Here is a 26,162-nt window from a genome sequence, read left to right on the forward strand (position 1 = left end):
GGGTCAGCTCTCCGCGGTCTCCGGGTGGAACTGCTCGCGCACGGCCTTGTACTGCTGCCGGACGGCGTTGCCGATCGCGAGGTTCTGCTCGCCCTCCGGGTCGAGGGTCACCGCGTCGGGCAGCTCCCACACGGGGGGCTCCGGGGTGCCGGCCAGCGCCCAGGCGGCCTGCCGGGCGGCGCCGCGGGCGGCGTGCGCGCCGGGCGGCGGTATCACCACGGGCACCCCGAAGAGCCGGGGCGCGCTGTCGCGGACGGCGGCCAGCCGTCCGGCGGCGCCGAGCAGGAAGACCCGGTTCACGGCGACCCCGTGCCCGCGCAGCACGTCCAGTGCCTCGGCGATGTTGCACAGCATGCCCTCGACGGCGGCGCGGGCGAGGTGCTGGGGGCCCATCGACTCGGCCCGCAGGCCCGTGAGGGTGCCGGCGGCGTGCGGCAGCCGGGGGGTGCGCTCACCGTCCAGGTAGGGCAGCAGCACGAGGCCGTACGCGCCGGGGGAGGACTGCAGGGCGAGGTCGCTGAGCTGTTCGAGGTCGCAGCCGAGCATCGCGGCGGCGGAGCGCAGCACCTGCGCGGCGTTCAGCGTGCCGGCCATCGGCAGGTGGCGGCCGGTGGCGTCGGCGAACGAGGAGATCACGCCGGTCGCGTCGACGACGGCCTGCTCGTGCACGGCGAAGATGGTGCCGTTGCCGCCGAGCGAGACGACGGCGTCGCCCGGGCGGAGGCCGAGCCCGAGGGCCGCGGCCATGTTGTCGCCGGTGCCGGCGGAGATCAGCAGCCCCTCGGGGGTGTGCCCGGCGGGTTCGGCCGGGCCCAGGATGTCCGGCACGCGCAGCTCGTGGCCGAGGGCGAGCTCGACGAGGTCCTGCCGGTACTCGCCGGTGACCGGCGACCAGTAGCCGGTGCCGGAGGCGTCGCCGCGGTCGGTGGTGCGCCGCCGGGGGTGTCCGAGCAGCTGCCAGACGAGCCAGTCGTGCGGCAGCAGCACCTCGGCGATCCGCTTCGCGGAGACGGGCTCGAACTCGGCGAGCCAGCGCAGCTTGGCGATGGTGTAGGCGGGCGTGGGCACCGAACCGATCGCCTCGGCCCACCGGGCCGGGCCGCCGAGCGCGTCGATGAGCGAGGCGGCGGCACCGGCCGAGCGCGGGTCGTTCCAGAGCAGTGCGGGACGCACCAGCACGCCGCCCGCGTCCAGCCCGACCAGGCCGTGCTGCTGGGCGGAGACGCCGATCGCGGTCACGCCCTCCAGCAGGCCGCCGGTGGCCGCCTCGCCGAGCGAGTGCAGCCAGGTCTGCGGGTCCGCCTCGGTGCTGCGGGCGTCGGCCGCCTCGGGCCCCGGGTGCGGTGCCTTGCCGTCCCGCAGGACGGCGCCGGTCTCGGCGTCGCACGCGACGATCCGGGTGCGTGTGGTGGAGCTGTCGATGCCCGCGACGATGGCCATGGCGAGATCATGCCTCAGCCGACGGCCCCGGCGTGACCAGCCGCGTCAAGTGTTGCCCAGTCGGTACGGGATCCCCTGCGGTCACGGGCGTACGGTGCCCCAGCTGTCGTCCTCCACCTGGTGCCGCTGGAAGTAGGACACCCGGTCGGTGACGGAGTTCGGGAGGCGGTCGCCGACCTTGTCCGCGACCGCTCCGGCGGCCTTGCCGGCCACCGCACCGGCCTGCTGCTTCGCCTTGCCGGCGGCGTCCTGCACCTTGGGGTTCTGCGAGATCTTCTGTGCCGTGCGGGCGATCTGCTCGTACCGCTGGCGGCCGGCCCTCGACCCGAGGACGTAGCCGATGCCCACCCCCACGACCAATGTCAGCTTCCACATGCTCTGCTCTCCGTCCTTCCGCGCGGTCACTGCCGCGTGGGCGTCTACCCGTCGGACCGGGCGGCGAACCGCCCGGGCGGCGGCGCGCCGGGAGGCCGGGCGCGGCCGTGGCACCAGCATCCCCGGCCTGCGCGGGCGCCGCGCGCGGGGCGCGCCGGGCGGGCCGGAGGCCCCGGGGCCCGGGGGCCGGACAAAGCGATTGGCGGACCACCCCCCGGAGTGCGCTAATGTATGACCCGCAGCGAGCGCCGCGGACCGGGAGCACCGGAGGCCGGGGCGGAAGCTCGATCCCCCATAGCTCAATTGGCAGAGCAGCCGACTGTTAATCGGCAGGTTATTGGTTCGAGTCCAATTGGGGGAGCTCGGGACGGCCCTGGTGGCCGCCCGTCTGTATGCGGTCCCCCATAGCTCAATTGGCAGAGCAGCCGACTGTTAATCGGCAGGTTATTGGTTCGAGTCCAATTGGGGGAGCTTCGCCCCGAGTCGTGGGCGATAGGCGCAGAGCGAAAGCCCTCCGGCGGGCCCGGGGGGCTTTCGTGTTGCCCGGGGCCGGGGCGCCGCCGGTCAGGTCTGCCCGGTCGCCCGGCGGTAGAGCTCGGCCACCCGCCCGTCGAAGGTCACGCTGTACGACACGGCGTCCTCGTACCCGCCCGCCTCGTACCCGCCGATCACGCCGACGACCGTGCCGTCGTGGGTCAGCCAGGGGCTGCCGCTGGTGCCGACGCTGTAGCCGGTGCACCGGAAGCTCTCCTGGGTGGGGCTCTGCGCGTCCGTCCGGGTGGCGCAGGTGATCGGCTCCTCGCTGTCGTTGGGGTAGCCGGTGACGGAGACCGGCAGGCCGAAGCCCTGGCGGGTGCCGAGCCGGTTGCCGCCGACGACGTCCTCGATCTCCTCGCCGTCGACCGGCGCCACGGTGAGGAAGGCGACGTCGTACTCGGGGTCCTCGGAGTCCGTCCAGCGCTCGTCCACGGTGACCTCGGTGAGCGGCCAACTGCCGTACGGGGTACGGCCGTGGCGGAAGCCCGGGGCGAAGACCAGGCCGTCCTCGCGGCCGCGGTCGAGGGTCTCCACGCAGTGCGCCGCCGTGACGAGCAGGTTGCGCTGCGGGCTGCTGACGACGCTGGCCGTGCACATCCGGGGGCCGTCGACGCTGCCGAGGAAGAGGGCGCCGATCCGGTCACTGGCGGCGTCCCGGGGGGCGGGGTGCGAGCTGGGGGTGTCGGGGGCGCTGCCGGGCCAGTCGCAGGCGGCGGCCGTCAGCTGGACGGCTGCCAGCAGCGCCGCCAGGGCGCCGGTGCGCCGCATGCGTGCCATCCGCCTGTCTCGCTTCCCTCGGGTGACCGGCCGCCCGCCGTGCGGGCCCCCGCCGCACGATCTTCCGGCACGGTCGGCGGCTCCGCCAGATCTGCGGGCGGGGGGCGTGACCGGTCGGCGGCGGAGGCGTGCGCGGGCGTACCCGGATGCGTACCCGGCGCGCATTCCGGTTGATCGACCGGCTATGCTGCCGGTGACGGCCCTGAGGGGCCGTCTGCTGCTGCGGGGGCCTTCGCGCCGACGCGGCAGGCCGGATCGGGGGGCGGTAGCTCAGCCGGTTAGAGCAGGGGACTCATAATCCCTTGGTCGTGGGTTCGAGTCCCACCCGCCCTACCTCCGAAGCCGACAGGACGTCAGCCCAGAAGGGCGCCCGAACAGTCAAGGCGGCCCGCTGCCCTTGGAACTGTAGACCAGGCCGCAGCCCGGGTGCCGCACGCAACGCCGGGATTCACCCGCCGGGGGACACGGCACGCGACGGCGCACACGGCCGACCCTCGGGGCCGTCCCGGCGGACACCGCGTCACACCACGGCCGGCCAGCGCCGCACCGGCCCCGTCGCGACGCCGCCGCCCGCCCCGGCGGGCACCGCGGGCCCGGTGGCGGTGGGGCGAGGCCCCCGGGGTCACCCGCCGGTCCGGTCCAGGAGGTCCTCGACGGTCTGCGCCCGGCGCAGCGGGCTGAACCGCACGGTGCCGTCGGCGCTCACGGTGGCCCCGTGCACGGCCGGTTCGAGCAGGCTGTTGTACCCGAACGGGGTCGACGTGTAGTACGCGCCGGTGTCCAGCAGCGCGACGATGTCGCCGGGCTCCAGCAGCGGCAGCGGGCGGGCCCGCGCGACGAGGTCGCCGGCGAAGCAGGCCGGCCCGGCGACGTCCTGCTCGACCGGTTCGCCGTGCTTCTCGGCCCCGGTGGCGTCGTGGGCGCTGATCCGCAGCGGCCAGGCGTCCGGTGCGAAGACCGTCCGGGTGGCCACCTGCACGCCCGCGAAGGTGAGGGCGATCGCCCGTCCGCCCGAGCTCTTGGTGTACTCGACGTACGCGGCCGTGAAGCCGGCCTTGGCCAGCACCGAGCGGCCGAACTCGGTCACCACCCGGAACTCGCCGGAGAGCAGGCCCGGTGCGTGGGTCCGCAGGCGTTCCACGTACGCGGCGTAGCCCGGGTCCGCCCGGTCGCTGCCGAAGTCGACCGGCAGGCCCCCGCCGATGTCCAGGCCCACCACCCGGCGGTGGCCGAGCTCGCCGTCGATCCTCCGGGCGAGGCCGAGGGTCGCCGCCACCCCCTCCGCCATCAGGTCCGGGGAACAGCCCTGGGAGCCGACGTGGCAGTGCAGCCAGGTGAGCCAGGGCCGGTCGCGGAAGGCCGCGACCAGCCGCTCGGCGTTGCCCTCGTCGGCCAGGGCGATGCCGAACTTGGAGGTCGTGGTGGCGGTGCTCATCGCGTCGACGGAGCCGCCGCCGATCTGCGGATTGATCCGGACACCGATGGTGGACCGGCTCTCCGGGGCCGTCCGGTCCGCCAGGATCTCGTCGATCCGGGCCAGTTCCTGCCAGTTGTCGACGTTGATCGCGACCCCGAGGTCCAGCGCCTGCCGCAGCTCGCGGCGGGTCTTCGCCGGGGAGTCGAAGACGATCCGCTCCGGGGCGAAGCCGGCGGAGAGGGCCTGGGCGAGCTCGCCGGGGCCGGCCACCTCGCAGCCCATCCCGAGGTCGCGCAGCCGCCTCAGCACCGGGACCAGACTGTTGGCCTTCGCCGCGAAGGTGTGCAGCACGCCGGCCGGGCCCTCGAACGCGCGGTGCAGTGCGTCGACGGTCGCCGCGACGGCGTCGAGGTCGACGAACCCCGCGAGCGGTGACTCCTCGGGATCGAGGAGCCCTTGGCGGACGGCCGCCCGGAGGACGAGCTCGCGCCGCGCGGGGCCGGGGAAGGCGGTCGGCCGGGGACCGGTCATGGTGTCACGCTCCGCTGGGTCGTCCCGGTGGCACGATCCGGGAGCTCCGGCGCCGCCCCACCGGGCTGTCCGTCAGGACGCGGCCGCCGGGGGACGGTCACTGCGGGGCGGTGAACCGGTACCCCTCGTCGAGCAGGACGGGCAGGTAGGTCTGGAGGGCCGCGATGGTCTGCGAGCGGTCGCCGCCGCCGTCGTGGTTGAGCACGATCGAGCCCGGGCCGATGGCGGCCAGCACCCGGGTGGTGATGAGCGAGGTGCCGGGCCGGGACCAGTCCTGCGGGTCGACCGACCAGCCCATCGGCCGCATGCCGAGGTCGGCGCAGACCTGCAGCGAGACGTCGGACCAGTCGCCGCCGGGTGCGCGGAACCACGTCGGGGTGCGGCCGGTGGTCCCGCCCAGCAGGTCCGAGGTGCGCCGCAGCTCGTCGCGGATCTGCGTCTCGGTGACCGACCTGAGGTCGGGGTGGGTCCAGGTGTGGTTGGCGATGTGGTGGCCCTGCCGCGCGATCTCCCGGACGAGCGCGGGCTGCCGGGCGGCGTTCTCGCCGATCAGGAAGAACGTGGCGCGGATGTTGTGCTTGTGCAGGATGTCCAGGACGAGCGGGGTGTGGACGGGGTCGGGGCCGTCGTCCAGGGTGAGGGCCACCAGGCGGTCGTCGGCGGCGAGCGAGAACAGCGGGTTGCTGAGGCTGCGGGGCTGCGGGGGCGGCGGGGTCGGTGCCGGGCCGGAGGCGCCGGCGGCGGGGGTGGCCGGGGCCGAGGAGGGAGCCGGGGAGCCGGGCGCGTCGGAGGGAGCGACGCCGTCCCCGCCGTCGACGGCGGGGAACTCGCAGCCGGTGGTGGAGAGCAGGCCCAGCCCGGCGACGGCCAGGAGCAGGCGACGGGTCATGAGCTGATGATGTGACAACATGATCGATGGATGCCCGGGGCCGTCCGGCAGGAGCGGCAGCACCGCCCAGCTACACCCCAACGGCCCATTCGGGCGCCGCCCGCCCCCCGCCCGCACGGCCCGCGACACTCCGCCGCCCGCCGGGCGCTCCACGGGCTGACGCCCCGTCCGGCCACCCCGGTCACACGACCGGTGCGGTGGCGACCTGACGGCGTGTGAACCACGGTGAGGGAGGCGCATCCGCGATCCCCTGCGCCGGCACGGGCCGGCACTCGCACGGAGGCGCCGGAAGGATCACCCCATGCTGTCCAAGCGCATCCTCCTCGCCGGAGCGGCCGCCTCCGCCGCCCTGGCCATCGCCATCCCGGCCGCCTACGCCGACCCGCCGGCCGCCCCGAAGGCGGACGACCAGAGGGTGTGGCAGGAGGCGCCGGCCGAGAAGGCCCCCGCCGGCGGCTCCGATTCCGGCAAGGAGGCAGCGGGCAAGCCCGCCGCCGAGAAGCCCGCCGCCGAGAAGCCCGCCGCCGAGAAGCCCGCGGCCGAGAAGCCCGCCGCTGCCGACGAGAAGTCCGACACCAAGAGCGGCACGGCGAAGGAGCACAGCGAGGCCAAGGCCGACGACGCCTGGGCGGAGAAGGCCCCGCACGGCGGCGTCCACACCGGCGGCGGCGCGCTCGCGGTCTCCGGCGGCGGTCTCGCCACCGGCGCCGCCCTGCTCGCCGGCGGTCTCGGCGTCGGCGCGGTCGCGCTGCGCCGCCGTCGCCCCACCGGCGCCCAGATCTGACCGTCCACCCCCCACGGCGGGGACCGGTCCGCCCGACCGCTCCCCGCCGTCCCCCGGCCGCGTCCGGTCGCGCCCGTCCCGGAAGCCGGGCGCGGCCGGACGCGACGTCCCCGCACCACCCAGGAGAGGCCGACGTCCGATGAGCAGGCAGACACCCGACCCGCAGGCCCGCACGGACCTGCCCGCAGCGGACGGAAGCCGCAGCGCCCTGCGCTGGGCGATGGGACTGGCGGCGGTCGGGCTGCTCGTCATCTACCAGTCGGTGGAGACGACCCCCGCCGCCCCGCGCTCCGCGGCCGGCGGCGCCGCCGTCGCGAGCGCCTCCCCGCCGCCGGTGGTGCTGCCCTCGCCGGCCGGCCGGCCCGCCCCCGCCCTGCCGCGCTCACGGCCCGTCCGGCTGCGCGTCCCGCAGCTGTTCGTCGAGGCGCCGTTCACCGAACTCGGCCTCACCCCCGACGGCACGCTCGCCGCCCCGCCGACGAACGACCGCAACCTCGTCGGCTGGTGGAAGGACGGACCCACCCCCGGCGAGCGCGGCCCCGCCGTGGTCGCCGGCCACGTCGACACCACCACGGGCCCCGCGGTCTTCCTCATGCTGCACGTGCTGCTGCCGGGCAGCAGCGTCGAGATCACCCGCGAGGACGGCACGGTCGCCGTCTTCTCCGTCGACTCCGTGCAGACGTTCGCCAAGAACGCCTTCCCCGACCGGGCGGTCTACGGCGACACCTCCGACGCGCAGCTGCGCCTGATCACCTGCGCCGGGGAGTACGACCGCAAGACCCACGACTACAGCGACAACGTCGTGGTCTTCGCCCACCTGACGTCCTCGCGCCCGGCCTGACCGGCGCCCCTATGCTGGCGTGATGCTGCTGCCCGCCGCCCTGCCGACCCCGCTCACGGCGGTCGCCGACCCCGTGCTCGCCCGCGCGGGCGTCGAGCTGCGGCTCAAGCGCGACGACCTGCTGCACCCGGCCGTGCCCGGCAACAAGTGGCGCAAGCTCACCCCCAACCTGGCGCACGCCCTCGCCGAGGGCCGCACCGCGGTCGCCACGTTCGGCGGCGCGTACTCCACCCATCTGCGCGCCACCGCCGCTGCGGCCCGCGCCCTCGGCCTGGCCTCCTTCGGGATCGTCCGCGGCGAGGAGCTCGCGGACCGGCCACGGAACCCCTCGCTGGCGGCCGCGGAGGCGGACGGCATGGCGCTGGAGTTCGTGGGCCGCGGCGCGTACCGGCACCTCGTCGGGACGGGCGGCGGGCCGTACGCCGAGCGGTGGGGGAACTGCCTGGTGCTGCCCGAGGGCGGGTCGAACGCGCTCGCGGTGCACGGCACCGCCGCGCTGCCGGGCGAGCTGCCCGGCCTCGGCCCGCGCGACGTGGTGTGCTGCGCGGTCGGCACCGGCGGCACCCTCGCGGGGATCGCGGCCGGGCTGCCGCCCGGCGCCCGGGCGCTCGGCGTCGCGGTGCTGCGCGGCGAGGGCTACCTGGAGGGCGAGGTCGACGCGCTGCACCGGGCGGCGTACGGGCGCACCTTCGCGAACTGGCGGATCGACCACGGCCACCACGGCGGCAGGTACGGCCGGGTGCCGGCCGCGCTGGAGGAGTTCGCGGCCGGCTTCGAGCAGCGGCACGGAGTGGGCGTCGAGCGCCGGTACGTCGCCAAGGCCCTGCACGCGGTGTACGGCCTCGCGGCGCAGGGCGCGCTGGCCGCCGGCACCCGGGTGACGCTGGTCGTCACCGGGCTGCCGGACGCCGTCGCGGTCAGCCGAAGCTGAGGTTCGAGCAGAGGTCGCTGTCGGCCGGGCGGGCGTTGTCGGTGATCCCGCTGGGCAGGGTGGTCGGCAGGGTCACCGGGCCCGCGGTGTCCCCGGAGGCGTGGTCCTGGCCCAGTGTCAGCACCAGGCCGTCGGCGGAGGCGTCGGCCTTCACGACGGCGCCGGGGTAGAGCACGGCGAGCTGCTCGGCGGCGGCGCGGTGGCCGGCGGAGTAGCCGACGACGCTGGTGGACCGCCCCTTGGTGTCGGCGCCGACGGTGAGGTCCCGGTAGCCGTGCGAGGCGAGCGCGGTGGCGGCCCGGCCCGCGCTGCCCGCGGCGCCGGAGGCGTTGTGCACGGTGACGTGCACGGCGGTGGCGTTCGGCGCGGGGGTGCCCGTCGCGCCGGGCGCGGCGGAGGGCGAGGCCGTGGGGGAGCCGGTGGGCGAGGCCGTGGGGGAGGCGGTGGGGCTGCCGTCGAGGGTGCGGTCCTGGCGCAGGATCTCCCAGAGGGTGTCGACGTCCGGGTGCACGAGCGCGACCCGGGCCCCGGCGTACTCCCACGGGACGGTGACGAAGGTGATGTCGGCGAGCTCGATGTCCTGCAGCGACTGCGCGAAGGTGGCGAGCTTCATGGCGCTGCCGAGCTCCTGGTCGACGGTCAGCGACCGGGTCGCGGCGTCGGCCAGCGGGAGCAGGGTGGTGAGGTCGAATCCCCTCGACCGGACCTTGTCGATGAGGGAGGAGAGAAAGGCCTGCTGGCGCTTCATCCGGCCGATGTCGGAGCCGTCGCCGAAGCCGTGCCGGGCCCGGACGTAGTCGAGGGCCTGCCTGCCGCTGAGGGTCCGGCGGCCCTTCTCCAGGTGTATGCCGTACGAGTCGACGTCGGCCGGCACGCAGACGTCGACGCCGTGCACCGCGTCGGTCATGGCGGCGAAGCCCTTGAAGTCGACGACGACGGTGTGGTCGATCCGCAGGCCGGTGAGGGCCTCGACGGTGTTCTGGGTGCAGGCCGGGTTGCCCTGCGGGTACTGGCCGACGGTGAAGGCCGAGTTGAACATCTGGTTGGTGCGCGGGTTCGTCCAGGAGCCGTTCGGGAGCTTGCAGGCCGGCACGGTGACCAGGGTGTCGCGGGGTATCGAGACACCCACCGCGTGCTTGTGGTCGGCGTAGACGTGCAGCAGGATCGCGGTGTCGGAGTGGCCGACGCCCGCGTCGCCGCCGCCCAGCGAGCCGTTGCCGTCCGAGCGGGTGTCGGAGCCGAGCAGCAGGACGTTGACCGGGCGGCCGCCGCCGGGCGCACCGGACGGGACGGGCGCGACGGGCGGGCGGCTGGTGGCCACCCCGTCCGCCGAGAAGGTGCTGATGTTCTGGTCCAGCCGGTGGTAGAACCACGCGCCGGCGCCGGCGGTGGCCAGGACCAGGACGGCCGCGGTGGCCCCCGCGATGCGCGCCAGGCGGCCCGCTCGGCGGGTGGCCGGCGCGGGCCGGCTTCTCTCGGTCATCACTCTGCAGCTCTCTGTACGGCCGCTGGGGGCCAGGCAGGGGGAGTGGCCGGCACCACTCTGTGCCTCCACTACGTGAGACGGCCTGGCGGGCCGTTCGGTTACACGCGGATCCGGTCCCGGACGGGTCTTCCCGGCCCGAACCGGATCATGCCGCGCACCCCGGGGCTCAGCCCGCCGGGGTCGCCGCGCCGTCCAGCATGCGGCGGAGCAGGTCGCGCAGCTGCATGCGCTCCTCGGGGGCGAGGGCGGCCAGCGGCTCGCGGGCGAAGTTGAGGGACTCGCGGAGTTCGGCGGAGGCGGCGGACCCCGCGACGGTGGCGGCCACGAGCTTCACCCGGCGGTCCTGCGGGTCGGCCTCGCGGGTGACGAACCCCCGGGTCTCCAGGCGGTCGACGATGCCGGTGACGTTGGACGGCTCGCAGCTGAGGGTCTGGGCGATGTGGCGCATCGGCATCGGGCCGCGCCGCAGCAGGGCGAGCACCTTGGCCTGGGCCCCGGTGAGCGACCGGGCGGCGGCCGCCTCCTCGTACTCGCGGTGGAAGAGCCCGACCAGGTTGGCCATGAGGTCGGTGACCTCCAGCGTGATCGGGTCGATGGGCGGCGGCTGCGTCTCCATACGGCCCATGGTACCTGAACATTTGACAATGTGAACTATTCATGTTCACGATTGCTTCAGTAGCTCAACCTTTCATGTCGACCAGCGACACGACCGACGATACGGAGACCGCGTCATGGCAGAGCAGGACATCCCGACCACCGGCCGCGAGTGGCACCTGGCGGCCCGCCCCGACGGCTGGCCGGTGCCCACCGACTTCGCCCTCGTCGAGGCGCCGGTGCGCCGGCCCGGCCCCGGCGAGATCCTGGTCCGCAACGCCCACCTCTCGGTCGACCCGTACATGCGCGGCCGGATGAACGACGTCAAGTCGTACGTCCCGCCGTTCGCCCTCGGCGAGGCGATGGACGGCGGCGCCGTCGGCACCGTCGTCGCCTCCGGGGCGGAGGACTTCGCCGTCGGCGACGCCGTGCTGCACGGGCTCGGCTGGCGCGAGTACGCGACCCTGCCGGCCGCCCGCGCCGTCCGCGTCGACGCGGACCTCGCCCCGCTCCCGTACTACCTCGGGGTGCTCGGCATGCCGGGCCTCACCGCATACGCCGGCCTGCTGGAGGTCGGCTCCTTCCGCGCGGGCGACACCGTCTTCGTCTCCGGCGCCGCCGGGGCCGTCGGCTCGCTCGTCGGCCAGATCGCCCGGCTCAAGGGCGCCGCCCGCGTGATCGGCTCGGCCGGCTCCGCCGCGAAGGTCGCCACCCTGGTCGACGACTACGGCTTCGACGCCGCCTTCAACTACAAGGACGGCCCGGTCGCCGCCCAGCTCGCCGCCGCCGCACCCGACGGCATCGACCTCTACTTCGACAACGTCGGCGGCGACCACCTGGAGGCCGCGATCGGCGCGCTCCGGCTGCACGGCCGGGCCGTGCTCTGCGGCGCCATCGCCCAGTACAACGACACCGGCGCGCCGGCCGGCCCGCGCAACCTCGCGCTCGCCATCGGCAAGCGCCTGCGCCTGCAGGGCATGCTCGTGGGCGACCACGCCGCGCTGCAGCCGCAGTTCACCGCCGAGGTCGCCGGCTGGCTCCGGGACGGCAGCCTGCGCTACGACCAGACCGTGGTGAAGGGCGTCGAGAACACCGCGGAGGCCTTCCTCGGCCTGCTCCGCGGCGACAACACCGGCAAGATGGTCGTCTCGCTCTGACGGCACGTCACGTCGTCCGCCCCCACGGCCCGCGCCGTGGGGGCGGTTCGCGTACGGGGGGAGCGCGGCGGTCGTGCGGGCCGTCCGACGGGGCGTCACCGGGCGTGCCGGGCTGCCCGGTCGGGCGCGGCCGGGCAGCATAGGTCCGTTCGGGGGAGAGCGCCTGCGGAGGGGTGGACCTCGTGCGGGATTCGACTAGCATGAGGTGAAAGCTTGTCCGTTTTGCTCAATTTGATTACCTAATGTCGAGTAAGTTGAGCTTCACGGTAGTACTCCGAACCTGCCGGCCACGGCACGAGGCAGCTGGGGAAGGCGACCCTCGTCCACAGCCTGGAGGTCCCGGTGACGACACGTGGTGTGCTGTACATCCACTCCGCGCCCCGCGCGCTGTGCCCGCACGTCGAATGGGCCGTCGCGGGGGTGCTCGGCGTGCGGGTCAGCCTCGACTGGATCCGCCAGCCCGCCGCGCCCGGCCACTGGCGCGCCGAGCTCTCCTGGCAGGGCGAGCCCGGTGCCGCCTCGCAGCTCGCCTCGGCGCTGCGCGGCTGGCAGCTGATCCGCTTCGAGGTCACGAGCGACCCCTGCGCCACCGCGGAGGGCGAGCGCTACAGCTCCACCCCGAGCCTCGGCATCTTCCACGCCGTCACCGGCCTCCACGGCGACATCCTCATCCCCGAGGACAGGCTCCGCGCCGTGCTGCTGCGGGTCAAGACCGAGGGCGGCGACCTGGAGTCCGAGATCGCCCGCCTCCTCGGCAAGCCCTGGGACGACGAACTGGAGCCCTTCCGGTACGCCGGCGACGGCGCCCCGGTGCGCTGGCTGCACCAGGTGGTCTGACCGGCGTCACTCCGCCCGGGGCCACGCGCCCCGGGCGTCCAGCGCCAGCACCAGGGCGGCGATGTTCCAGGCGTCGTCCTCGCCGCGGTGGTGGCGGCCCTCCAGCGGCAGCCCGGCGACCTGCAGCGCCTGCGCCATGCCCGGCCGCCTGCGCAGCCCGTACGCCTCGGTGAAGACCGCCTTCGCGTTGGTGTGCCGCCGGCCGAAGGGGTACGCGGTGCGCGTGGCCCCGCACTGCCGGGTGAACTGGTGCCGGTCGTAGTCGCCCCAGCTCGCCCACGGCCGCTCGCCCGCCCGGTGCTCGGCGGCCAGCAGCCGGCAGGCCTCGGCGAACCCGAGGCCGGTGTCGACCTCGGCCTGGGTCAGACCCGTCAGCTCCGTGCAGAACGCGCTCACCGCGGAGCGCGCCGGCCGCACCAGCACCCGGTGCCGGCCGACCCGCCTCCCCGTGGCCAGGTCGACCACGGTCAGCCCGATCTCGATGATCTCGGAGACCGCCCCGGGCGGCGGCGCGCCCTCCCAACAGGTCGCCTCGACATCGACGACGTTCAGCAGATCCCCCGTGCGTTCCATGCCGCCGAGCGTAGGGACCGGCCGGCCGCCGGTCATCCGGGTTTCCGCCGAGCACGCCGGAGGGGGCCGGCGCCCGCGGGCACCGGCCCCCTCCGGAGGCGTCGGGACGTCAGACCGAGCGGAACGCCAGGACGACGTTGTGGCCGCCGAAGCCGAACGAGTTGTTCAGCGCGGCGATCCGGCCCTCGGCGGGCAGCGCGCGCGGCTCCCCGCGGACGATGTCGGCGGTGATCTCGTCGTCCAGGTCGTCGACGTTGACGGTCGGCGGCGCGACGCGGTGGTGCAGCGCGAGGACGGTCGCGACCGTCTCGATGCCGCCGGCGCCGCCCAGCAGGTGACCGGTCATCGACTTCGTCGCGGAGATCGCGACATGGCCGAGGTGCTCGCCGAGCTCCTTCTGCAGCGCCTTGACCTCGGCGGTGTCGCCCTGCGGGGTCGAGGTGGCGTGCGCGTTGACGTGCACGATCTCGGACTTGTCCAGGTCGTTGCGCGCGAACAGGTCGGCGATCGCACGGGCGACGCCCGCGCCCGTCGGCTCCGGCTGCGCGATGTGGTGGGCGTCCGAGGACAGGCCCTGGCCCACGGCCTCGCAGTACACCCGGGCGCCGCGGGCGGCCGCGTGCTCGGCCGACTCCAGCACCACGATGCCCGCGCCCTCGCCGAGCACGAAGCCGTCGCGGCCCTTGTCGTACGGGCGCGAGGCGCGCTGCGGCTCGTCGTTGTTCTTCGACATCGCCATCATGTTGGCGAAGGCGACGATCGGCAGCGGGTGGATCGCCGCCTCGGTGCCACCCGCGATCACGACGTCGGCGCGGCCGGTGCGGATCATCTCGATCGCGTAGCCGATCGCCTCGGCGCCGGAGGCGCAGGCGGAGACGGGGGTGTGCACGCCGGCCCGCGCGCCGACCTCCAGGCCCACGTTGGCCGCGGGGGAGTTCGGCATCAGCATCGGCACGGTGTGCGGGGAGACCTTGCGGACGCCCTTCTCCTTCAGCACGTCGTACTGGTCGAGCAGGGTGGTGACGCCGCCGATGCCGGAAGCGACCACGGCGCCCAGGCGCTCGGGGGCCAGCTTCGACGACTCGTCGGTGGCGGGGGTCTCGTAGCCCGCGTCGGCCCAGGCCTCGCGGGCGGCGATCAGCGCGAACTGCGCCGAACGGTCGAGCTTGCGGGCCAGCGGGCGGGGCAGCACCTCGCCCGGCTCGACCGCGGTGCGCGCGGCGATCCGGACGGGAAGGTCCGCGGCCCACTCCTCGGTCAGCGCGGCCACGCCGGAACGGCCCTCCAGCAGGCCCTCCCAGAACGAGGCGGCGTCGCCGCCCAGCGGCGTGAAGGCGCCGATACCCGTGACGACCACGGTGCGGTTTTCAGCGGTCACTGGTTTCTTCTTCTCTCACGTGTGCAGGGGGTGGCGGAGGGCCGGGGGGTGGCCGGCCGGAACGGGTCTCCCCGTCCCGGCCGGCCGCGTCGGCCGGCAGCACCGGCCGACGCGGGGTCAGGCGTTGGCGAGGATGTAGTTCACCGCGTCGCCGACGGTCTTGAGGTTCTTGACCTCGTCGTCGGGGATCTTCACGTCGAAGCGCTCCTCGGCGGCCACGACGACCTCGACCATGGAGAGCGAGTCGACGTCCAGGTCGTCGGTGAAGGACTTGTCGAGCTCGACGTCCTCGGCCGGGATGCCGGCGATCTCGTTGACGATCTCGGCGAGACCTTCCAGAACCTCGTCCTTGGTAGCCATAGCGGCTGCTCCTCTTCAGTGGTGAGAGCGCACGGTCCGACGGACCGGCGCGGGTACGGGGAAGGCTGTGAAGCCTAGGGGAGAGTAACGACTGCGGCGGCGTACACGAGACCCGCCCCGAAGCCGATGATGAGCGCCAGATCGCCGCTCCTGGCCTCGCCGCTCTCCAGCATGCGTTCCATGGCGAGCGGGATCGACGCGGCGGAGGTGTTGCCGGTCTCGGCGATGTCGCGGGCGACCGGCACCGACTCGGGGAGCTTCAGGGCCTTGATCATGGCATCCGTGATGCGCATGTTCGCCTGGTGCGGGATGAAGGCGCCGAGCTGCTCGGCGGTGATGCCGGCGGCGTCGAGGGCCTGCTGCGCGACCTTCGCCATCTCCCAGACCGCCCAGCGGAAGACGGTCTGACCCTCCATGCGGAGGGCGGGCCACTTCGCCTCGTCGCCGACGCCGTTGACGGCGTCCTCCTTGGCGAACGCGGTGTCCCAGGCCTGGGTCTGCGAGATGACGTCGCGCTGGGAGCCGTCCGACCCCCATATCACCTTGCCGATACCGGGGGTGTCCGACGGGCCGACGATCGCCGCACCGGCGCCGTCGCCGAAGATGAACGCGGTCGAGCGGTCCGAGGTGTCCGTCAGGTCGGAGAGCCGCTCCACGCCGATCACCAGCACGTACTCGGCGCTGCCGCCGCGCACCATGCCGTCCGCGAGGCCCAGGCCGTAGCCGAAGCCGGCACAGGCCGCGGAGATGTCGAACGCCGGGGCGGTGCCGCAGCCGAGGCGGTCCGCGATCTCGGTGGCGACCGCGGGCGTCTGCTTGAGGTGCGAGACGGTCGCGACGATCACGCCGCCGATCTGTCCGGCCGTGATGCCGGCCTGCGCGATCGCCTTGCCGGCGGCCTGCACCGACATCTCGGCGACGCTCTCCTCCGGGCCGGCCCAGCGGCGCTCGGAGATGCCGCTGCGGCTGCGGATCCACTCGTCCGAGGACTCGATCCAGTCGAGCACCTCGGCGTTCGGGATCACCCGGACCGGACGGTAGCCGCCGACCCCGAGGATCCGCGAGAACGCGGCGCCGGTGGCGGGCTTGATCTGGGGCGCGGTCATGCGTTCGTCTCCTCGGCGCCGTGTTCCGCGACCAGGCCGCGGGCCTTGTCGAGATCGGCAGGGGTCTTGAGGGCCAGCGTCGCCACGCCCTTGATGTTGCGCTTGACCAGGTTGGTGAGCGTGCCCGCGGGGGACAGCTCGATCACCGCGGTCGCACCGAGCTGCTGGAGCGTCTCCATGCAGAGGTCCCAGCGGACCGGGTTGGACACCTGCGCGACCAGGCGGGCCAGCACCTCGGCGCCCGAGCCCACGACCTCGCCGTCCTTGTTGGACACGTAGGCGACCGCCGGGTCGGCGACCGTCAGGCCCGGCGCCAGCTTCTCCAGCCGCGCCACACCGGGAGCCATGTGCTCGGTGTGGAACGCGCCGGCGACCTTCAGCGGGATGAGCCGCGCGCCGGCCGGCGGATCCGCCTTCAGCGCGTCGAGCTGCTCCAGCGTGCCGGCCGCGACGAGCTGACCGCCGCCGTTGTTGTTGGCCGCGGTCACCCCGTGCTCGGCGAGCTTGGCGGCGACCGCCTCCGGGTCGCCGCCGAGCACGGCGACCATGCCGGTGGCGGTGACGGCGGCGGCCTCGGCCATCCCGAGGCTGCGCTCGCGGACGAACGCCAGCGCGTCGTCGGCGGTCAGCACGCCGGCCAGGGCGGCCGCCGTGATCTCGCCGACGCTGTGGCCGGCGACCGCGCCGGTGAGCGCGCGGAGGTCGGAGCCGGCGAAGAGCGCACCGGCGGTGACGAGACCCGCGGCCACCAGCAGCGGCTGCGCCACCGCGGTGTCCTTGATCTCCTCCTCGGTGGCCTCGGTGCCGTAGCGGACGAGGTCGAGACCGGCCACCTCCGACCACTGCCGCAGCCGGTCGGCGGTGCCGTCCAGTTCGAGCCAGGGGCCGAGGAAGCCGGGGGTCTGGGCACCCTGTCCAGGGGCGACGATTACGAGCACGGTTCAACCCTCTCTCGCCAGGCACCCGCGAACGGGTAGGCGACGACAACGAAGAAAAGCACGCCGGATTGTGCAGTCCCTACAGCGAGGTCAGCTCTGGGCCGGGACCACGCCGAGACGGCCCAGCGCAAGGGCGATGCGCAGGGTGAAGGCCGAACGTACGTCGGACGGAGCATAGCCCGTGACGTCAGTCACACGACGCAGCCGGTAGCGCACGGTGTTCGGGTGGACGAAGAGCATCCGGGCCGCCCCCTCCAGGGACGACGCCTGCTCCAGATAGACACTCAGCGTCTCCAGGAGTGCCGACCCGGCCTCGTCGAGCGGTGTGTAGATCTCCTCCACCAACTGCCGCCGCGCCGCCTGGTCGCCGGCGAGCGCCCGCTCGGGCAGGAGGTCGTCGGCGAGCACCGGCCTCGGCGCGTCCGGCCACGCGGCGCACGCCTTCAGGCCGGCCGCGGCGGCCTGCGCGGACCGCGTCGCGGACAGCAGGTCCGACACGGTCGGGCCGACCACCACCGGGCCCGGCGCGAACTGCCCGATCAGCGCCTTCGCGGTGTGCACCGGCTCCTTGTCGCCGCCCACCACCACGACCAGCCGTCGGCCCAGCACCCCGGTGAGCACCTGCAGCTTGGCGTAGCGGGCGGCCCGCCGGATCGCCTCCACCACGGCCTCGCTGTCGCCGTCGGGGGCGCTGCCCATCACCACCCGCACCTGGCTGGGCTGCCCCCAGCCCAGGGCGGCGGCCCGGGAGAGCACCCCCTCGTCGGCGTCGCCGGAGAGCAGCGAGTTGACGACGAGCGCCTCCAGCCGGGCGTCCCACGCGCCGCGGGCCTCCGCGGCCTGCGCGTACACCTGGGCCGTGGCGAAGGCGATCTCGCGGGCGTACACGAGCACCGACTCGCGCATGCCGTCCTCGTCGCCGGGCGCGGCCACCTCCTCGATGGCCTCCTCCATCACCTCGATGGTGGTGCGGATCAGCTCGACGGTCTGGCGCAGCGTGATCGCCCGGGTCAGCTCGCGCGGGGCGGTGCCGAACACGTCGGTCGAGATCGCCTGCGGCGCCTCCGGATGGCGGTACCACTCGGTGAACGCGGCGATGCCGGCCTGCGCGACCAGGCCGATCCACGAGCGGTGCTCGGGCGGCATCCGCCGGTACCACGACAGCTGGTCGTCCATCCTGGAGATCGCCGCGGTGGCCAGCTTGCCCGAGGACTTCTCCAGCCGCTTCAGCGTCGCGGCGCGCAGCTCGGCCCGTTCGGCGGCCAGCTTCCGCTCCTGCGCGGTCAGCCTGCCGCCCCTGGCCGGACGCGGCGCCTCGGCGGCCGGGGCCGCCCTGCGGGAGGGGGCCTTCCTGTCGGCCGCCTTCTCGGCAGCCTGGTCGGTCGCCTTCGGGTCGGCGGGGGCGCTGTCGGGTTTCGCTGAAGGGGCTGGCACAGGACAAGACTGCCTCACCGTACGGCGTGCTCGTGCACAGCCCCCGCCGGTCGTGCCCGGCGCGGCGGCCCGGACCGGCTACCGTGAACCGCGTGACCGAGACCCGAGACCGCGGCCGCGCCGACCTCCGCCGGGCCCCCGAGCGCTACCGCTCGACGCCCGCCGACGGCATCGAGACCCGCCACGCCTTCTCCTTCTCCGGGCACTACGACCCGAAGAACACCCACTTCGGTGCACTGCTCGCCTGCAACGAGGAGACGCTCGCACCCGGTGCCGGCTTCGACGGGCACCGGCACCGCGACACCGAGATCCTCACCTGGGTGCTGGAGGGCGCTCTCGCGCACCGCGACGGCGACGGGCACGCGGGGGTGGTCCGACCCGGCATGGTGCAGCACCTCAGCGCCGGTTCGGGCGTCACCCACACCGAACGCAACCTCGGCGGGGCCACCGGGCCCGTGCGGTTCGTGCAGATGTGGCTGCAGCCCGACGTCTTCGGCACCCCGCCCGCGTACGGCCTGCGGCGGGTCACCCCCACGGCCGACGGCCCGACACTCCTCGCCTCCGGCATGGACCGTGACGCCGGGTCGGACGCGCTGCGGCTGCGCCGCTCGGACGCGGCACTGCACCTCGTCACCGCCGGCCCGTGGGAGCCGCTGCCCGCACTGCCCGAGGCGCCGTACCGCTACGCGCACCTCACCGCCGGCTCGCTCGGCTACCGCACGGTGCCCGGCCCGCAGGGCGGCGGGCGCTCGCTGGAGCCGGGCGACGCGGTGCGGATCACCGGCGAGGCGTTCGCCGACCCGACGGCCGGGCCGGACGGCGCCGAGCTGCTGCTCTGGGAGATGCACTCCCCGCTGCGCTTCGGCTGACCGGCCGGCTCCGGTGCGCGGTCAGCCGCGCAGCTCCGCGAGGACGGCGTCGGTGAACCGCGGCCACACCTCGGCCGCCCACGGGCCGAAGTCACGGTCCGTCAGGGCGACGCAGGCGACGCCGGCGGCCGGGTCGACCCACAGGAAGGTGCCGGACTGGCCGAAGTGCCCGAAGGTCTCCGGCGAGCTGGTGGTGCCCGTCCAGTGGGGGTCCTTGCCGTCGCGGATCTCGAAGCCGAGGCCCCAGTCGTTCGGGCGGCGGTGGCCGAAGCCGGGCAGCACGCCGCCCAGGCCGGGGAAGGCCACCTCGCGGGTCGCCCGGTGCACCGTGGAGGCGTCCAGCAGGGTCGGCGCCTGGAGTTCGGCGGCGAAGAGCGCCAGGTCGGCGACGGTGGAGAGGCCGCCCGCGCCCGCCGGGGCCCGGTGCGCGGTGTTGAGCAGGGTGCACTTCATGCCGAGCGGCGCGAAGACGGCCTCCGCCGCGTACTGCGCGAACGGGATGCCGGAGGCCTGCGCGAGGGTGTCGGCGAGCACGTCGAAACCGGCGTTGGAGTAGAGCCGCCGGGTGCCGGGCCCGGCCATCGCCCGGTGCTCGTCGAAGGCGAGTCCGGAGGTGTGCGCCAGCAGGTGGCGGACGGTCGAGCCCTCCGGGCCCGCCGGGTCGTCGAGCTCGAAGACGCCCTCCTCGACCGCGACCAGCACGGCGTACGCGGACAGCAGCTTGGTCACGGACGCCAGCGGGAACAGGTGCTCCTGGAGCCCGTGCGACCCCACCACGGCGCCGTCCGCGCCACGCACCACCGCGGCCGCCGCGTTCGGCACCGGCCAGTCCTCGATCATCCGCAAGCTCTCCATGCGCCCGACGATAGCCGTCCGGCCCGGGGCGGTGCGTGGCAGGCTTGCTTGGAGTGCACTCGAACTCGCTAGCGTCGTAGCCGTCGCCGACCAAGGGGGGCCACCGTGACACCGTCCGCGCCGATCATCGACGACCCGCTCGCCTGCGGGACCGACCTGCGGGAGGTCCTGGACCACGCGCCGTGGCGGACGATCGGCGAGGTCTCGGCCTCGACCGGTCTGACCGCGCACACCCTGCGCTGGTACGAGCGGATCGGCCTGCTCGACCCGGTGGACCGTTCGCACTCGGGGCAGCGCCGCTACACCGACGCGGACCTGGCCCGGCTGGCGTTCCTCGGGCGGCTGCGGCTCACCGGCATGCCGGTGGCGGACATGCTCCGGTACGTGGAGCTGGCCCGGGAGGGCGACCACACGGAGCTCGAACGGCGGGACATCCTCGTCGCCCAGCGCGAGGAGGTGCGGCTGCGGATCGCCGATCTGCACGCCACCCTGGCCGTCCTCGACCACAAGATCGACATCTACGCGTCCCGCGCGGCCGCGGCCGGCCCGGGCGGAATCCCGGCTGCCGCCGCGTCCGTGACGACCGTGCCCGGCACGACCGCGCGGATCGGGACGCAGCCCGACACGACCGTGACCGACAGGAAGCAGAAGAGCGCATGAGCATCCCCACCGCACCGCTCGGCACCGGCGGTCCCGCCGTCGGCATCCAGGGCCTCGGCTGCATGGGCATGAGCGAGTTCTACGGCCCGACCGACACCGCCGAGGCGCTCGCCACCCTCGACGCCGCCCTCGACCTGGGCGTCACCCTCTTCGACACCGCCGACATCTACGGCAGCGGCCACAACGAGGAGCTGATCGGGCCGTTCGTCCGCAAGCACCGCGACCGCGTCGTGCTGGCCACGAAGTTCGCCATCGAGCGCCGCGCCGACGACCCGTCGTACCGCGCCGTCCGCAACGACCCGGCGTACATCCGCGCCGCCGTCGACGCCTCCCTGGAGCGGCTCGGCGTCGACGTCATCGACCTCTACTACATGCACCGGCGCGACCCGCAGGTGCCGCTCGCCGACTCGGTCGGGGCGATGGCAGACCTCGTCCGGGCCGGCAAGGTGCGCCACCTCGGACTCTCCGAGGTGACCGGCGCCGAGCTCCGCGAGGCGCACGCCGTGCACCCGATCGCGGCCCTGCAGTCCGAGTGGTCGCTCTTCTCCCGTGACGTCGAGCGCAGCGCGGTGCCGGCCGCCGCCGAGCTCGGTGTCGCCCTCGTGCCGTACTCGCCGCTCGGCCGCGGCTTCCTCACCGGCGCGTTCGCGGCCGCCGAGGAGCTCTCCGAGGGCGACTTCCGCCGCCACCACCCGCAGTTCTCCGGCCCGAACGCGGCGGGCAACGCCGCACTGCTGGAGCCCGTCCGCACGATCGCCGCCGACCGCGGCGTCACCGCCGCCCAGGTCGCGCTGGCCTGGGTGCACCACCGGGCGGGCGTGCACGGCCTGACCGTGGTGCCGATCCCCGGCACCCGGAAGCGCACCCGGCTCGCCGAGAACACCGCCGCGGCCGAGCTGGTGCTCACCCCGGCCGAGCTCGCCGCGCTGGAGCCGATCGCCGAGCAGGTGACCGGCACCCGCTACGCCGACATGTCGTCCACCGCGGCCGCCCGCGAGTGACCCGCCGGGCTCAGGGCTGCTGCAGGGCGACGTCCTGGTAGTCGCCGAGGGCGACGGCGCCGAAGTTGTGCAGGCTGCCCGTGCCCTCGGCGAAGTAGCCGGTGTGGCCGACCGAGCCCTGCGAGGACAGCTCGACGGCGCCGAACTCCCGCGTCGTCGGGTCGGTGCCGTGCCCGAGCCCGCCGAACTCCAGGTACGGCACGTTGCCGATCCAGTCGGTCGGGTTGCGGGCCGCCCACACCCGGACCCCGGGGCCGAGCTCGGCCGCGGCGTCCACGCCCATGCCCGGGCTGCCGAACACGACGACGTCGGTGGTGCCGTTCTCCCGGATGCCGGGCGCGGCCGTGCCGCACACCACCGACCCGTACGAGTGGCAGAGCAGCGTGGGCGGGACCGTGGCGTGCCCGGTGACCTTCAGGCCGGCCAGCAGGCGCAGCAGGCGGGGGGCCGCGGCCTCGGCGAGCCGGGCCGTCACGGCGTCCGGACCGAACCCGGACGGGGTGACGTACCCCGTCCACGCGACCACGGCGGTGCGGCTGCCGGGCCGCTGCCGCCGCTCCTCGGCGAGGAGCGCCCGTGCCATGCCGGTGACGGAGCGCAGCGGGTCGCCGGTCTGGTCGAAGTGCGCGAGGTCGGCGTCCGAGCCGGGCACGAGGACGGCGACCCGGTCGGCGGCCGCGAGGTCGCCGTACACCTCGCTGACCAGGCCGCGGCCGCGCGGGTCGAACGCGAGGATCTGCCGGCCGGCCCTCAGCAGACGGCCGGTGTCGGTGGCGCGGACGGCGGCCGCGGCCCGCTCGGCGGCGTTCAGCCCGGTGTCGGCGGCGCGCTCGCGGGCGCGGTCGCGCTCGGCGGCGACGGCGATCCGGTTGGCGCGGTAGCGCAGGGCGGGGGGTACGCCGTCGAGGTTGCCGACGACCAGGGGGTACGTCTCGGCGAGGTGCCGCTGCTCCGCGTCGGCCAGGGTGGCGAAGAAGGCCGCGACCGACGGCGCGTCGGCGGTGGCCGGGTCGGGCAGGGCGCGGCCCACGGACTCGTCCTCGACCCAGGCGGCGGCGCCCGCGGGCGGCGAGGTGATGGCGACCTGCTCGTTGGACGCGGCGGCCTGTGCGGCGGCGGCGCCGGCGTCGAGCAGGACCGCGGAGGCGGCGAACGCGCCTATCAGCATGCGCTTGACCCGCCTGCGCTGCATGGGCGACTCTCCCTCGGGGCCGGTGACCGGTGACAGCGGGCGGGGCCCGACGGGTACGACTGCTGTGCCAGCCAGGGTAGAGGCGCCCCGGCCGGGGTGAGCAGAGTCTAAACCGTGGGATGGGTCACACACACGAGGGACCTGGTGTGGCGTCAGGTTGCCCGATCGCCGTCGAACTTCCGGACCGTCCGCTTGGGCGCGGTGCTGCGCCACGCCTCGATGACGAGTTCGCGGAGCTCCTCGGTTCCCACCCGGCCGAGGTCGACCAGCACCCAGCCGTACCGGCCGACGTAGGGGGCCGCCGCGTACGTCCCGGGGGCGGCGGCGAGCAGGGCCGCCTGCTCCTCCCGGGTGGCCTTCACGCAGGCCCTGCCGGAGTCGGGGGAGGCCATCGCGAAGATCTTCTCGCCGACCCTCAGGGTCACCTCGGTCTCCCAGGTGAGGCGCTCGGTGGCCGAGGGCAGGGCGAGGCCCATCTCCAGGAACTGGTCGAACGTCACCATGGGCGCCAGCCTAGGCCGACCCGCCGACGGCGGGGGTCAGCCGCGCCAGGAGCCGGCGAGCGCGGGGCCGAGCTGGTCGCAGTGGCGCTCGATGGTGGCGATCATGCCGGACGGCCCGGCCGCGTGGGCCGCGGTGTCCGAGGTCCAGGAGAGGTGCGACACCCGGACGACCGCGCCGAACGCCGCGGCCAGCACCCGGGGGCGCAGGTCGGTGCGCGGATCGAGGCCCTCGCGGTCGGCGAGGACGGCCGTCACCACGCCTTCCTGCTCGATGGTGCGGCGCAGGTGCGCGGCGAGCAGCACGGGGGTGCTCTCGATCAGGTCGATCAGCTCCAGCGCGGCCTGGACGCCGTGCGGGCCGGTGCCGGCATCCCGGCCGAGCCCGTCCCACGTCTCGGTGATCGCCGCGCGCATGGCCTCCAGCGGGGTCTCCTCCGGGGGGCGCCGGCGCAGGCAGTCGACGAAGTGGTCCTCGGCGTCGGCGAGGACGGCGAGGGCGACCTCCTCCTTGCTCCCGAAGTAGCGGAAGAAGGTGCGCTGGGAGACGTCCACCCGGGCGGCGATCTCGTCGACCGTGGTGCGGGCGAAGCCCTGGCCGAGGAAGAGCGCGTGCGCCGCCGCGACCAGGGCGTCCCGGGTGCGCTGCTTCTTCCGCTCGCGCAGCCCGAGGACCCGGCAGTCGGCCGCGGCCGGCTGTTCGGTGCGGACGGTGGTGGGCGGCGGGGCCATGCAGGGCGCCTTTCGTCACAGAGCGGGACGGACACCACGATAGCGGTTCTGTCATATGACAGTCCGCGGCGTACGTCATGAATTGCCGAATGTCAGTAGCTGACATAATGTTCCGCGATGTGTGGCGCCCGTGGACCGGACAGCTCGTGGGGACGGGTGGGTCCCGGGCGCCATCCCCTCGTCCCTCGCCCACGGAGGTCAGCAGCCATGAGTTCGTCCGTCGTCAGGACCGGCAGGGCGGACACCCCGCCCGCGTCCGGCAGCACACCGCCGGGCGGTGCCGGGGGCCTCAAGGGGCACCCGTGGCTGACCCTCCTCACCGTCGCCGTCGGCGTCATGATGGTCGCCCTCGACGGCACCGTCGTGGCCATCGCCAACCCGGTGATCCAGGCCGACCTCGGCGCCTCGCCCGCCGACATCCAGTGGGTCACCAGCGGCTACCTGCTGGCGCTCGCCGTCTTCCTCATCACCGCGGGCAAGATCGGCGACCGCTTCGGCCACAAGACGACCTTCCTCGTCGGCGCGGCCGGCTTCGCCGCCACCTCCGCCGCCATCGGCTTCGCGGGCAGCATCCAGACCGTCATCGTGTTCCGGGTGCTCCAGGGCCTCTTCGGGGCCCTCCTCCAGCCGGCCGCGCTCGGCCTGCTGCGCGGCGCCTTCCCGGCCGACAGGCTCAACATGGCGATCGGCATCTGGGGCGGGGTCATCGGCGCCTCCACCGCCGCCGGCCCGATCGTCGGCGGCCTCCTGGTCGAGCACGTCAGCTGGCAGTCGGTGTTCTTCATCAACATCCCGGTCGGCCTGATCGCCCTCGCGCTCGGCCTGTGGATCCTCCGGGACGTGCGCAGCGAGAACGCCGCGAAGTCCTTCGACGTCCCCGGCATCGTGTTGCTCTCCGGCGCGATGTTCATGCTGGTCTGGGGCATCATCAAGGCCCCCGTCTGGGGCTGGGGCGACCCGGCGACGCTGCTGTTCCTCGGCGGCGCCGTCGTGGCGATGACCCTCTTCGCCTTCTGGCAGACGAAGGCGAAGGAGCCGCTGATCCCGCTCGGCCTCTTCCGCTCGGTGCCGCTGTCCGCCGGCACGCTGCTCATGGTGCTGATGGCCTTCGCCTTCTTCGGCGGGATCTTCTTCGTCACCTTCTACCTGCAGAACGTGCACGGCATGGCACCCGTCGACGCCGGCGTCCACCTGCTCCCGATGACCGGCATGATGATCGTCGGCGCCCCGGTGGCCGGCGCGGCCATCGGCAAGCTCGGCCCGCGCATCCCGATCGTCGCGGGCATGCTCTTCACCACCGCGGCCATGATCGGCATGTCGACCCTCAGCACCACCTCCGGCAACGGCGTCATGTCGCTCTGGTTCGTGCTGATGGGCCTCGGCCTGAGCCCGGTGATGGTCGGCGCCACCGAGGTCATCGTCGGCAACGCCCCGATGGAGCTCTCCGGCGTGGCCGGCGGCCTCCAGCAGGCCGCCATGCAGGTGGGCGGCAGCCTCGGCACCGCCGTGCTCGGCGCGATCATGGCCGCCAAGGTCACCGACGTACTGCCCGGCACCTGGGCGAAGGCCGGCCTGCCGCCGGTCGAGGGCGCCCGGGCCGAGGGCCTGAACCAGGCCGCCCAGCTCGGCATCGCCCCGCCGGCGCAGCCCGGCACCCCGCAGAACGTCGTCGACGCGATGGCGGGCGCCGTCCACTCCTCGTTCGTCAGCGGCATGTCGCTCGCGTTCGTCGTCGCCGCCGTGGTGGCCCTCGTCGCCGCCGGCCTCGGCCTGTTCACCAAGCGCGGGGCCAACGACGCCGGTCCGGCCGTCCACATCTGACGTCCCCGCACCGCGGCAACAACCCGCCGCGGCACCACCACCGCACCCGGCCCGGAGCACGTTCCCGGCCGGGTGCGGTGCTGTCGTGCCGGGCCCGCCGGACCGCCCGGGCCGCCCCGGCCCGCCCGCTCCGGCGACCCTCCGCCG

General features: G+C 74.6%; 25 protein-coding genes, 3 tRNA genes and 1 pseudogene. 12 read left to right on the forward strand and 17 right to left on the reverse strand.

The genetic code is table 11. The features are described 5' to 3' along the window. Nucleotides 1–3: 3 nt before the first annotated feature. On the reverse strand, nucleotides 4–1,440 hold the full coding sequence (locus tag OG335_RS25475; protein ID WP_405013432.1) for an FGGY family carbohydrate kinase: 1,437 nt from the start codon (nucleotides 1,438–1,440) through the stop codon (nucleotides 4–6). An 81-nt stretch (nucleotides 1,441–1,521) separates the two neighbouring features. Beyond that, nucleotides 1,522–1,815, reverse strand: a complete 294-nt coding sequence (locus OG335_RS25480) for a hypothetical protein (RefSeq protein ID WP_405013433.1) — start codon at nucleotides 1,813–1,815, stop codon at nucleotides 1,522–1,524. 288 nt (nucleotides 1,816–2,103) lie between these two features. Between OG335_RS25480 and OG335_RS25485 the strand changes: the two genes are divergently transcribed. Continuing rightward, nucleotides 2,104–2,176: transfer RNA gene (locus tag OG335_RS25485), tRNA-Asn, on the forward strand. A 37-nt stretch (nucleotides 2,177–2,213) separates the two neighbouring features. Beyond that, nucleotides 2,214–2,286, forward strand: a tRNA-Asn gene (locus OG335_RS25490). Between the two features lie 93 nt (nucleotides 2,287–2,379). Here OG335_RS25490 and OG335_RS25495 read toward each other — a convergent pair. Next, nucleotides 2,380–3,120: a trypsin-like serine peptidase gene (locus OG335_RS25495; protein ID WP_405013434.1), complete on the reverse strand. Its 741-nt coding sequence runs from the start codon at nucleotides 3,118–3,120 to the stop codon at nucleotides 2,380–2,382. Nucleotides 3,121–3,388: 268 nt separating this feature from the next. Between OG335_RS25495 and OG335_RS25500 the strand changes: the two genes are divergently transcribed. Continuing rightward, a tRNA-Ile gene (locus OG335_RS25500) sits at nucleotides 3,389–3,462 on the forward strand. 289 nt (nucleotides 3,463–3,751) lie between these two features. On the opposite strand, the gene OG335_RS25505 is transcribed toward OG335_RS25500, so the two are convergent. After that, a complete protein-coding gene (locus tag OG335_RS25505; protein ID WP_405013435.1) occupies nucleotides 3,752–5,077 on the reverse strand; it encodes a diaminopimelate decarboxylase in 1,326 nt (441 codons plus the stop codon). Between the two features lie 97 nt (nucleotides 5,078–5,174). Further along, nucleotides 5,175–5,966 carry a polysaccharide deacetylase family protein gene (locus tag OG335_RS25510; RefSeq protein WP_405013436.1) on the reverse strand — a complete coding sequence of 264 codons (792 nt, stop codon included), beginning with the start codon at nucleotides 5,964–5,966 and terminating at the stop codon, nucleotides 5,175–5,177. A 301-nt stretch (nucleotides 5,967–6,267) separates the two neighbouring features. On the opposite strand from OG335_RS25510, the gene OG335_RS25515 reads away from it, so the two are divergent. From OG335_RS25515 to OG335_RS25525, 3 genes are all read left to right on the forward strand, one after another. Then, the gene (locus tag OG335_RS25515; protein WP_405013437.1) at nucleotides 6,268–6,750 is read left to right on the forward strand and encodes a hypothetical protein; all 483 of its coding nucleotides are present in this window, start codon (nucleotides 6,268–6,270) and stop codon (nucleotides 6,748–6,750) included. Between the two features lie 139 nt (nucleotides 6,751–6,889). Beyond that, nucleotides 6,890–7,591 (forward strand): class F sortase, encoded by a 702-nt coding sequence (locus tag OG335_RS25520; protein ID WP_405013438.1) that lies wholly within the window; start codon nucleotides 6,890–6,892, stop codon nucleotides 7,589–7,591. 22 nt (nucleotides 7,592–7,613) lie between these two features. Next, nucleotides 7,614–8,522 (forward strand): 1-aminocyclopropane-1-carboxylate deaminase/D-cysteine desulfhydrase, encoded by a 909-nt coding sequence (locus OG335_RS25525; protein ID WP_405013439.1) that lies wholly within the window; start codon nucleotides 7,614–7,616, stop codon nucleotides 8,520–8,522. On the opposite strand, the gene OG335_RS25530 is transcribed toward OG335_RS25525, so the two are convergent. Together OG335_RS25530 and OG335_RS25535 are read right to left on the reverse strand one after the other, a co-directional pair. Further along, on the reverse strand, nucleotides 8,509–10,005 hold the full coding sequence (locus OG335_RS25530; RefSeq protein WP_405013440.1) for an LCP family protein: 1,497 nt from the start codon (nucleotides 10,003–10,005) through the stop codon (nucleotides 8,509–8,511). The two genes, OG335_RS25525 and OG335_RS25530, sit on opposite strands and share 14 nt — an antisense overlap. A gap of 169 nt (nucleotides 10,006–10,174) precedes the next feature. Beyond that, nucleotides 10,175–10,624 carry a MarR family winged helix-turn-helix transcriptional regulator gene (locus OG335_RS25535; RefSeq protein WP_405013441.1) on the reverse strand — a complete coding sequence of 150 codons (450 nt, stop codon included), beginning with the start codon at nucleotides 10,622–10,624 and terminating at the stop codon, nucleotides 10,175–10,177. Between the two features lie 115 nt (nucleotides 10,625–10,739). Between OG335_RS25535 and OG335_RS25540 the strand changes: the two genes are divergently transcribed. Next, nucleotides 10,740–11,759, forward strand: a complete 1,020-nt coding sequence (locus tag OG335_RS25540; RefSeq protein ID WP_405013442.1) for an NADP-dependent oxidoreductase — start codon at nucleotides 10,740–10,742, stop codon at nucleotides 11,757–11,759. 342 nt (nucleotides 11,760–12,101) lie between these two features. Beyond that, nucleotides 12,102–12,596 carry a DUF3145 domain-containing protein gene (locus OG335_RS25545; protein WP_405013443.1) on the forward strand — a complete coding sequence of 165 codons (495 nt, stop codon included), beginning with the start codon at nucleotides 12,102–12,104 and terminating at the stop codon, nucleotides 12,594–12,596. Between the two features lie 6 nt (nucleotides 12,597–12,602). Here the strand turns inward: OG335_RS25545 and OG335_RS25550 are convergent, their stop codons facing one another. The 6 genes from OG335_RS25550 to OG335_RS25575 form a co-directional block, all read right to left on the reverse strand. After that, nucleotides 12,603–13,169 carry an exonuclease domain-containing protein gene (locus tag OG335_RS25550; protein ID WP_405013444.1) on the reverse strand — a complete coding sequence of 189 codons (567 nt, stop codon included), beginning with the start codon at nucleotides 13,167–13,169 and terminating at the stop codon, nucleotides 12,603–12,605. A 109-nt stretch (nucleotides 13,170–13,278) separates the two neighbouring features. Then, a complete protein-coding gene (gene fabF, locus OG335_RS25555; RefSeq protein WP_405013445.1) occupies nucleotides 13,279–14,547 on the reverse strand; it encodes a beta-ketoacyl-ACP synthase II in 1,269 nt (422 codons plus the stop codon). A 117-nt stretch (nucleotides 14,548–14,664) separates the two neighbouring features. Next, nucleotides 14,665–14,907 carry an acyl carrier protein gene (locus OG335_RS25560; protein ID WP_405013446.1) on the reverse strand — a complete coding sequence of 81 codons (243 nt, stop codon included), beginning with the start codon at nucleotides 14,905–14,907 and terminating at the stop codon, nucleotides 14,665–14,667. A gap of 74 nt (nucleotides 14,908–14,981) precedes the next feature. Continuing rightward, nucleotides 14,982–16,013 (reverse strand): beta-ketoacyl-ACP synthase III, encoded by a 1,032-nt coding sequence (locus OG335_RS25565; protein ID WP_405013447.1) that lies wholly within the window; start codon nucleotides 16,011–16,013, stop codon nucleotides 14,982–14,984. Next, nucleotides 16,010–16,951, reverse strand: coding sequence for an ACP S-malonyltransferase (locus tag OG335_RS25570; RefSeq protein ID WP_405013448.1), 942 nt, complete (start codon nucleotides 16,949–16,951; stop codon nucleotides 16,010–16,012). The genes OG335_RS25565 and OG335_RS25570 overlap by 4 nt, the downstream gene beginning before the upstream one ends. 90 nt (nucleotides 16,952–17,041) lie before the next feature. Beyond that, the gene (locus OG335_RS25575) at nucleotides 17,042–18,238 is read right to left on the reverse strand and encodes a PucR family transcriptional regulator (RefSeq protein WP_405015526.1); all 1,197 of its coding nucleotides are present in this window, start codon (nucleotides 18,236–18,238) and stop codon (nucleotides 17,042–17,044) included. 239 nt (nucleotides 18,239–18,477) lie between these two features. Between OG335_RS25575 and OG335_RS25580 the strand changes: the two genes are divergently transcribed. Continuing rightward, nucleotides 18,478–19,254: a pirin family protein gene (locus tag OG335_RS25580; protein ID WP_405013449.1), complete on the forward strand. Its 777-nt coding sequence runs from the start codon at nucleotides 18,478–18,480 to the stop codon at nucleotides 19,252–19,254. A gap of 21 nt (nucleotides 19,255–19,275) precedes the next feature. On the opposite strand, the gene OG335_RS25585 is transcribed toward OG335_RS25580, so the two are convergent. Next, entirely contained in the window at nucleotides 19,276–20,109 is an 834-nt protein-coding gene (locus OG335_RS25585; RefSeq protein ID WP_405013450.1) for a serine hydrolase domain-containing protein, read from the reverse strand. A 156-nt stretch (nucleotides 20,110–20,265) separates the two neighbouring features. On the opposite strand from OG335_RS25585, the pseudogene OG335_RS25590 reads away from it, so the two are divergent. Then, nucleotides 20,266–20,658, forward strand: a pseudogene (locus OG335_RS25590) (MerR family transcriptional regulator); the annotation flags it as partial. Nucleotides 20,659–20,765: 107 nt separating this feature from the next. Continuing rightward, a complete protein-coding gene (locus OG335_RS25595; RefSeq protein ID WP_405013451.1) occupies nucleotides 20,766–21,770 on the forward strand; it encodes an aldo/keto reductase in 1,005 nt (334 codons plus the stop codon). Between the two features lie 10 nt (nucleotides 21,771–21,780). Here the strand turns inward: OG335_RS25595 and OG335_RS25600 are convergent, their stop codons facing one another. The 3 genes from OG335_RS25600 to OG335_RS25610 form a co-directional block, all read right to left on the reverse strand. Next, nucleotides 21,781–22,962: an alpha/beta hydrolase gene (locus OG335_RS25600; protein ID WP_405013452.1), complete on the reverse strand. Its 1,182-nt coding sequence runs from the start codon at nucleotides 22,960–22,962 to the stop codon at nucleotides 21,781–21,783. A gap of 152 nt (nucleotides 22,963–23,114) precedes the next feature. Continuing rightward, entirely contained in the window at nucleotides 23,115–23,465 is a 351-nt protein-coding gene (locus OG335_RS25605) for an MmcQ/YjbR family DNA-binding protein (protein WP_405013453.1), read from the reverse strand. Nucleotides 23,466–23,501: 36 nt separating this feature from the next. Then, complete coding sequence (locus OG335_RS25610) at nucleotides 23,502–24,194, reverse strand: TetR/AcrR family transcriptional regulator (RefSeq protein ID WP_405013454.1); 693 nt, start codon at nucleotides 24,192–24,194, stop codon at nucleotides 23,502–23,504. A 207-nt stretch (nucleotides 24,195–24,401) separates the two neighbouring features. Here OG335_RS25610 and OG335_RS25615 point away from each other — a divergent pair, with 207 nt between their 5' ends. Continuing rightward, nucleotides 24,402–26,015, forward strand: a complete 1,614-nt coding sequence (locus OG335_RS25615; RefSeq protein ID WP_405013455.1) for an MFS transporter — start codon at nucleotides 24,402–24,404, stop codon at nucleotides 26,013–26,015. Nucleotides 26,016–26,162 lie beyond the last annotated feature (147 nt).

It is taken from the genome of Kitasatospora sp. NBC_01539, from assembly GCF_045040525.1.
GTDB lineage: Bacteria > Actinomycetota > Actinomycetes > Streptomycetales > Streptomycetaceae > Kitasatospora.